The organism is Achromobacter sp. Bel (genome assembly GCF_012928505.1).
In the GTDB taxonomy this organism is placed as follows: Bacteria; Pseudomonadota; Gammaproteobacteria; order Burkholderiales; family Burkholderiaceae_B; genus Achromobacter.
In genome coordinates this window covers 42,339-49,071 of the sequence record NZ_JABBJN010000044.1, presented here as the reverse complement: position 1 = coordinate 49,071, position 6,733 = coordinate 42,339, and the positions used below count along the sequence as shown (strand labels likewise).

Below are 6,733 nucleotides of genomic sequence, written 5' to 3'. Positions count from 1 at the left end.
AGCCGTCAGGCCGCCACGCGCTGTGCGTCATGCACCGCCGCCGTCGGCGCCCGCGCCGGCAAGTAGTGCGTCGAGAACACCAGCCGGCCGGCCGACCAGGTATGGCTGATCAAGGGCATGCCGCCCACCTGTGCCACCGCCACCAGGTCGGCGCGCTGGCCCACCGCGATGCGACCCCGGTCGGACAGCCCGCAGGCGTCGGCGGGGTTGGCGGTGACCAACGCGATGGCTTGCGGCCAGGTCAGGTCGGTCTGCGCCGCCACCGCGAATGCCGCGGCGATCAGCGTGGAGGGCTGGTAGTCGGAACACAGGCAACTGGCCACGCCCGCCCGGATGGCGTCGATGGCGCGCATCGATCCGCTCTGGCTCTGGCCCCGCAGCACGTTGGGCGCGCCCAGGATGGTCGGCAGGCCGCAAGACACCGCGGCGCGCGCCGTGTCCAGCGTGATCGGGAATTCGCTCATCGCCACGCCCAGGTTGCGCATGGTCGCGATGCGATGGATGGAGTCGTCGTCGTGGCTGGCCGTGGGGATGCCCAGCGACTGCGCATGCGACAACAGCGTCTCCACCCGGCCCGCCGCGCCGTCCTTCGCCCGCGACTTGGCGCTGGCGGCGGCTTCCGCCTGCTCACGGCTCATCGCGTGGTTGCCCATCATGTACTGCAGATAGGATTCCAGCGTCTTGAACTGCCCTTGGCCGGGCGAATGGTCCATCACCGACAGCAGATCCACCGCCCCCTCGTCCATCAAGGCGCGCAGCACGTCCACCGAGGTCTCATCGGTGACTTCGTAACGGCAGTGCACGCGGTTGTCGACGAGGCTGTGCTGACGGAAGGCGCGCACCGTGCGCACCACTTCCGCCGCCGTCTTGTTGTTGCGCACGCCCCATTCCTTGTTGGCGAACGACAGCGCGTGAAAGGGCGTCGTGATGCCCGCCGCGGCGTTGCGGCGGTCCACCTGCGCCACCGCGAAATCCAGCGGGAACAACACCCGGGATCGCGGCTCGGCTTCTTTTTCGATGGCGTCGCAATGCAGGTCGATCAGGCCGGGCATCAGGGTCTGGCCTTGCAGGTCGACCTCGCAGTCAGCTCGCGCGCCGACGGGCTCGATGGCCACGATGCGGCCGTCGTCGATCAGCACGGCGCTGTTCTCCAGCACGCGGTCGGGCATCACGATGCGGGCATGGGTCAGATAGAGGCTCTGCATGATTACTCCAGGTCCGCCATCGCGGGCTGAGCGGGCCGCAAGGCCAGGGTTTTCGTGGCGACAGCGTCGCGCACTTCGGCGTCGTGGAAAATGCCCAGCAGGCAACGGCCCGCGGCCAGCGCTTCATGGATCAGCTCAATCACGACGCGGCGATTATCGGCGTCCAGTGACGCGGTGGGTTCGTCCAGCAACAGGATGGGATGGCGGGCGATGAAGCCGCGGGCGATGTTCACCCGCTGCTGTTCGCCGCCTGAAAACGTGGCTGGCGCCAAGCCCCACAGACGCGGCGGCACGTTCAGGCGCTGCAGCAATGCGCCAGCCTGGCTGCGGGCGTCTTCCGTATCCACGCCCGCCATGCGCAGCGGCTCGGCCACGACATCCAGCGCCGACACGCGCGGGATGACCCGCAGGAACTGGCTGACGTAGCCGATCACGTCGCGGCGCAGCGCCAGAATGCGCTGTTCGGGCGCACCCGCCAGTTCCACCCATTCGCCGTGGGCCCGCACGCGGATGCTGCCCTCGGTGGCCAGATAGTTGCCGTACAGGCACCGCAGCAGGGTGCTCTTGCCAGTGCCCGAGGGTCCGGCCAGCACCAGGCAATCGCCGGCGGCCGCGTCGAAATCCACGGCGTCCAGCACGGGCAGGCGGATGCCGCCCTGGTTGTGCAGGGTGAACCTCTTTCCGAGGCCCCGCACCTCGATCATGGGAGTGGTTACGTGCATGTTCAGCTCTGCAGAATGGAAGACACCAGCAACTGGGTGTAGGGGTGTTGGGGATCGTCAAGGATCTGGTCGGTCAGCCCGCTTTCCACCACGACGCCGCCGCGCATCACGAGCGTGCGGTGCGCCAGCAGGCGTGCCACCGCCAGGTCGTGCGTGACAACGATCGCCGCCAGCCCCAGATCCGCCACCAACTGGCGCAACAGGTCCAACAGGCGCGCCTGCACCGACACGTCCAGCGACGCGGTGGGCTCGTCCATGAACACCAGTCGCGGATGCGTCACCAGGTTGCGCGCGATCTGCAGGCGCTGCTGCATGCCACCGGAAAATGACAGCGGCGTGTCGTCCAGCCGGCCCGCGTCGATCTCCATCTTCTGCAGCCAGTTGCCCGCCACGTCGCGCAGGTCGCCATAGTGGCGGTCGCCCACCGCCATCAGCCGTTCGGCGATGTTCGCGCCCGCGCTGACCTGCATGCGCAGGCCGTCACGCGCGTTCTGCCTCACGAAGCCCCAATCGGTGCGCGACAACAGCCGCAGCCGCGCGCCGGGCAGCGCGGCCAGATCGATAAAGCCCTGGTCGCGCGTGTCGTACCAGACGCTGCCGGCATCGGGCTGGGTCTGGTACGACACGGCCGACAACAAGGTGCTTTTTCCCGAGCCGGACTCGCCGACCACGCACAGCACTTCGCCGGGATACAGGTCGAAGCTGACGTCGCGGCAGCCATGCAGGCCGTCCCACGTGCGCGTCATGTTGCGCACGGAAAGCAATGGTTGGGGCGTCATGCGGCGGCCTCGTTGTCGCGTTGCTGCGTCTGGCGGTGGTTGCAGTATTCGGTATCCGAGCAGACGAAGCGGCGCGTGCCGGCGTCGTCCAGGATGATCTCGTCCAGGAAGCTGTCGCGCGACCCGCACAGGTCGCAGCACTCGCTCCACTTCTCCACCGTGAACGGGTGATCTTCGAAGTCCAGGCTCTTGACCCGGGTGTAGGGCGGCACCGCGTACACCCGCTTTTCCCGGCCCGCGCCGAACAGCATCAGCGCCGGGCTGCCGTCCAGCTTGGGGTTGTCGAACTTCGGAATCGGGGACGGCCGCATCATGTAGCGGTCGTTCACGATGACCGGGTAGTCGTAGGTGGTGGCGATATGCCCGTGCTGCGCGATGTCTTCGTACAGCTTGACGTGCATGCCGCCGTACTCGGCCAGCGCGTGCATCGTGCGCGTCTCGGTTTCGCTGGGCTCCAACCAGCGCAGCGGCTCGGGAATCGGTACCTGGAACACCATCACCTGCCCTTCTGCCAGCGGCGTTTCGGGGATCCGGTGGCGCGTCTGCACAATGGTGGCGGCCGGTGTGGATTCCGTCGTCGCCACGCCCGTAACCCGGCCGAAGAAGCGGCGGATATTGATGGCGTTGGTCGTGTCGTCCGACCCCTGGTCGATGACCTTCAGCACATCGTCTTTACCGATGATGGACGCGGTGACCTGGATGCCGCCCGTGCCCCAGCCGTAGGGCAACGGCATTTCGCGGCTGCCGAACGGCACCTGGTAGCCGGGGATCGCCACCGCCTTGAGCAGCGCGCGACGCAGCATGCGCTTGGTGGATTCGTCCAGGTACGCGAAGTTGTAGTGGTCGTCGCGTTCGACCGTTGCGTGTGGTGCGCTCATGAGGAAACCGCCTCGTCCATCAGGTCATTGGTGGCCGGCTGGGGCGCGGCACGGTCGGCGCGCATGCGCCGCAACAGTTCCAGGTTGGCCTGGAAATCGACGTAGTGCGGCAGCTTCAAGTGCTGCACGAACCCCGAGGCCTCGACGTTGTCGCTGTGGTAGAGCACGAATTCGTGGTCGTTGGCCGGGGAGTCGGCGCGTTCGCCCAGGTCCTTCGCCTTCAGCGCGCGGTCCACCAGCGCCATCGACATGGCCTTGCGTTCGCCATAGCCGAACGTCAGCCCGTAGCCCCGCGTGAACTTCGGCCCCTCTTCCGCGTTGCCCGCGAACTGGCTGACCATCTGGCATTCGGTGATCTCGATTTCGCCGACGGTCACGGCAAAGCCCAGCTCTTCGATGTGCATCTCGACTTCCAGCGTGCCATAGCGGATCTCGGCCGCGAACGGATGGGTGTTGCCGTAGCCGCGCTGCGTGGAATAGCCCATGGACAGCAGGAAACCTTCATCGGCGCGCGCCAGGTTCTGCAGGCGCGCGGCGCGCGACGCTGGGAAATCCAGCGGTTGGCGCGTCAGGTCGAAGGGTTCGGGATCACCTTCCGGCACGGCCTCGGCATCGATCAGGTCGTCATGCGCCAGCAGGTCGGTCACGCGGGGCATGTCGCTGTCCAGCGCCTCGTCTCCCGGCGGCAGCGCATCGGCTTCGCGCTGCGCCTCCAGCGAGAAGTCCAAGAGGCGCTGCGTGTAGTCATAGGTCGGGCCCAGGATCTGCCCGCCCGGCACGTCCTTGAACGTGGACGAGATCCGGCGCTGCAGGCGCATCGCGCCCGTGTCGATCGGCTGCGTGTAGCCGTAGCGCGACAGCGTGGTGCGGTAGGCCCGCAGCAGGAACACCGCCTCGATCACATCGCCCGCGGCCTGTTTGAGCGCCAGCGAGGCCAGTTGCGGATCGTAGAGCGACCCTTCGGCCATGACGCGCGACACCGCCAGCGGCATCTGTTCGCGGATCTGGTCCAGGCTCAGCTCGGGGATCTCGCGATCGCCCCGCCGGTAGTCGTCCAGCATGCGGTAGGAATTCAGGATGGCGCGTTCGCCCCCTTTCACGGCGACATACATGTCAGTTCTCCACGCGCGTCGTGCGCGGCAATCCACACATCCGCCGTCCCTGCGTCAGGAACACATCGACGCCCAGCGGAAACCGTTGATGATTCAGGCGCCATTCGCGCCAGAAGCCGTCGGGAAGGCCGTCGACGGACAGGGCCTGCCGCGTCTGGATGCCCGGACCAGACAGGGTGACGGCCTCGCCTTCGGACAGGGACGCGACGTCCAACAGCAGCGTGGTGGACAAATCGGGATAGGCGGGGTCGCCCTGGTGGCAAGCGGACAAGGCCGGGGCATCGCAGCCGGCCGGCACTGCCGCAAAACGCGCCAGCGCGGGCGAAGGCACGATGGGGCAGGCGCAATGAAAGCGCAGGAACGCCAGCACGTCGGCGCCCACGGTGCGCGGCAGCCACAGCGGGGTATCCACGTCCACCAGCGTCAGCAGCATCGCCGTCATCGCGGGCGACAGCCCTGCCGGCACGCCGCTTTCCGCGACGACCGGGAGGACACGCCCGGGATGCGCCAGGGCCTGCAAGGCCGTGCGGAAGGTGGTTTGCGCGTCGTTGACCGGATCCGCGAAGCCGGGCAGCAGGCCTCGGCTGGCGGCCGGCGCATGTAGTGTCTGTTGTTGCATGTCAGTCCTCGCCTCGCACCATCGTGAAGAACTCCACCTTGGTCTCTGCCGCCACCTGCGCCTGGCGCTCGACCCGATCGGCATGCTGGCGCGCCAGCGGCTGGATCAGGTGCGCCTGCACGGTGTCGTGCCAGTCCGGCAATTGCAGCAGCGCATCGGCCACGGCGGCCTGCTCGGCGTGGCGCAACGAGCGGCCCTGCACGTAGGCCACGCCGACCACGCCGTCGCCCAGCGTGACGGCGCAACGCGTCACGGTCATTTCCCCCAGGTTGAAGCGCGCCCCGGTACCGCCGCTGCGCGCCCGCACCATGGTCATGCCCGTCTGGGCAGGCCGCAGCATCTGATGCGCGGGCACGCCGCCCAAGGCGCTGAACGCCCCTTCCAGCGCGGCCGGACTGGCCAGCGACAGCACGCGCATCCAGGCGGCCCGCTGGGCGTTGACCGCGCCCTGTCCTGCTTGTGAGTGATCCATTATTTCCTCTATACGTCTAGACGACTGGATGAAGTATGATCGCTCCGAATTCCAAGTTCAACAGTCTGGCGTGAATTTTTGATGACAGCCGCGGCGTCTGTGCACCGCCTATCCGGCGACGGCCGCATCAGGCACAATCACAGCCATTCTTCATGAAGCTGATGTGACAGCACGAGCGCACCCTATGGTCGAAAGAGGTTCCGGCATCGCCGTCTGGCGGCAAATCGGCGAGTCCCTGGCGGACGACATCCGCAACAAGCTCTATATGGCGGGCGAACAACTGCCGTCCGAGCCGGAGCTGGCCGCCAAGTTCTCGGTCAACCGCCACACCATCCGGCGCGCCATGGGCGAGCTGGAGCAAAGCGGCCTGGTCCGGATCGAGCAAGGGCGCGGCACCTTCGTGCAGGAACACGCCATCGATTACGCCATCGGCAAACGCACGCGCTTTTCCGAAAACCTGCGCAGCCAGGGCGTGCTGGGCCACCTGGAAGCCCTGGGCAGCCAGACCTTGCGCGCGGCCGATATCGCCAAGCACCTGGGGCTGGCGCGCACGGCGCCGTTGTTGCGTGTGCAGATGGTCGGCAAGGCCGAAAACCGGCCCATCAGCGCGTCCGAGCACTTCTTCGACGAAAAGCGTTTTCCAGACTTCGCCGACCGCCTGACTGCGCTGCGGTCGGTGTCCAAGGTCTATGCGCATTACGGCATCGGCGACTACACCCGCAAATGGTCGCGCATCACCGCTGCGCTCCCCACGCCCGAAGTCGCCCGCCTGCTGGGCCAGCCCAAGACGCGGCCGATACTCCAGGTGGAAGCGCTGAACGTGGACCAGGAAGGCGCGCCGCTGCAATACAGCATCACCCGCTTCGTGGGCGACCTGGTGCAGTTGATGGTCGCCGACGAAAGCTAGCACGCAAGCCCATCGCCGCCGGGGATGCCGGCGGCGATG

General features: G+C 67.3%; 8 protein-coding genes. 1 reads left to right on the top strand and 7 read right to left on the bottom strand.

Features of this window, described 5'->3' with window-relative positions:
* Positions 1–5: 5 nt before the first annotated feature.
* The 7 genes from HG262_RS23065 to phnG are packed head-to-tail and all read right to left on the bottom strand — an operon-like array spanning position 6 to position 5,787.
* Entirely contained in the window at positions 6–1,205 is a 1,200-nt protein-coding gene (locus HG262_RS23065) for an alpha-D-ribose 1-methylphosphonate 5-triphosphate diphosphatase (RefSeq protein WP_169273232.1), read from the bottom strand.
* Between the two features lie 2 nt (positions 1,206–1,207).
* Entirely contained in the window at positions 1,208–1,927 is a 720-nt protein-coding gene (gene phnL / locus HG262_RS23060) for a phosphonate C-P lyase system protein PhnL (protein WP_169273231.1), read from the bottom strand.
* A 2-nt stretch (positions 1,928–1,929) separates the two neighbouring features.
* Positions 1,930–2,706 (bottom strand): phosphonate C-P lyase system protein PhnK, encoded by a 777-nt coding sequence (phnK, locus tag HG262_RS23055; RefSeq protein ID WP_169273230.1) that lies wholly within the window; start codon positions 2,704–2,706, stop codon positions 1,930–1,932.
* Positions 2,703–3,584 (bottom strand): alpha-D-ribose 1-methylphosphonate 5-phosphate C-P-lyase PhnJ, encoded by an 882-nt coding sequence (locus HG262_RS23050; protein ID WP_169273229.1) that lies wholly within the window; start codon positions 3,582–3,584, stop codon positions 2,703–2,705. Before HG262_RS23050 ends, phnK begins: the two co-directional genes overlap by 4 nt.
* Positions 3,581–4,696, bottom strand: a complete 1,116-nt coding sequence (locus HG262_RS23045; RefSeq protein WP_169273228.1) for a carbon-phosphorus lyase complex subunit PhnI — start codon at positions 4,694–4,696, stop codon at positions 3,581–3,583. The genes HG262_RS23050 and HG262_RS23045 overlap by 4 nt, the downstream gene beginning before the upstream one ends.
* 1 nt (position 4,697) lies before the next feature.
* Positions 4,698–5,315 carry a phosphonate C-P lyase system protein PhnH gene (phnH, locus tag HG262_RS23040; protein ID WP_169273227.1) on the bottom strand — a complete coding sequence of 206 codons (618 nt, stop codon included), beginning with the start codon at positions 5,313–5,315 and terminating at the stop codon, positions 4,698–4,700.
* Position 5,316: 1 nt separating this feature from the next.
* Positions 5,317–5,787: a phosphonate C-P lyase system protein PhnG gene (gene phnG / locus HG262_RS23035; RefSeq protein ID WP_169273226.1), complete on the bottom strand. Its 471-nt coding sequence runs from the start codon at positions 5,785–5,787 to the stop codon at positions 5,317–5,319.
* A gap of 184 nt (positions 5,788–5,971) precedes the next feature.
* On the opposite strand from phnG, the gene phnF reads away from it, so the two are divergent.
* Complete coding sequence (gene phnF / locus HG262_RS23030; protein WP_169273225.1) at positions 5,972–6,694, top strand: phosphonate metabolism transcriptional regulator PhnF; 723 nt, start codon at positions 5,972–5,974, stop codon at positions 6,692–6,694.
* Positions 6,695–6,733 lie beyond the last annotated feature (39 nt).

Excerpts from the sequence above, each read along its gene's own strand:
- HG262_RS23065 (WP_169273232.1), bottom strand. The coding sequence starts at position 1,205 with ATGCAGAGCCTCTATCTGACCCATGCCCGCATCGTGATGCCCGACCGC.
- phnL (WP_169273231.1), bottom strand. The coding sequence starts at position 1,927 with ATGCACGTAACCACTCCCATGATCGAGGTGCGGGGCCTCGGAAAGAGG.
- phnK (WP_169273230.1), bottom strand. The coding sequence starts at position 2,706 with ATGACGCCCCAACCATTGCTTTCCGTGCGCAACATGACGCGCACGTGG.
- HG262_RS23050 (WP_169273229.1), bottom strand. The coding sequence starts at position 3,584 with ATGAGCGCACCACACGCAACGGTCGAACGCGACGACCACTACAACTTC.
- HG262_RS23045 (WP_169273228.1), bottom strand. The coding sequence starts at position 4,696 with ATGTATGTCGCCGTGAAAGGGGGCGAACGCGCCATCCTGAATTCCTAC.
- phnH (WP_169273227.1), bottom strand. The coding sequence starts at position 5,315 with ATGCAACAACAGACACTACATGCGCCGGCCGCCAGCCGAGGCCTGCTG.
- phnG (WP_169273226.1), bottom strand. The coding sequence starts at position 5,787 with ATGGATCACTCACAAGCAGGACAGGGCGCGGTCAACGCCCAGCGGGCC.
- phnF (WP_169273225.1), top strand. The coding sequence starts at position 5,972 with ATGGTCGAAAGAGGTTCCGGCATCGCCGTCTGGCGGCAAATCGGCGAG.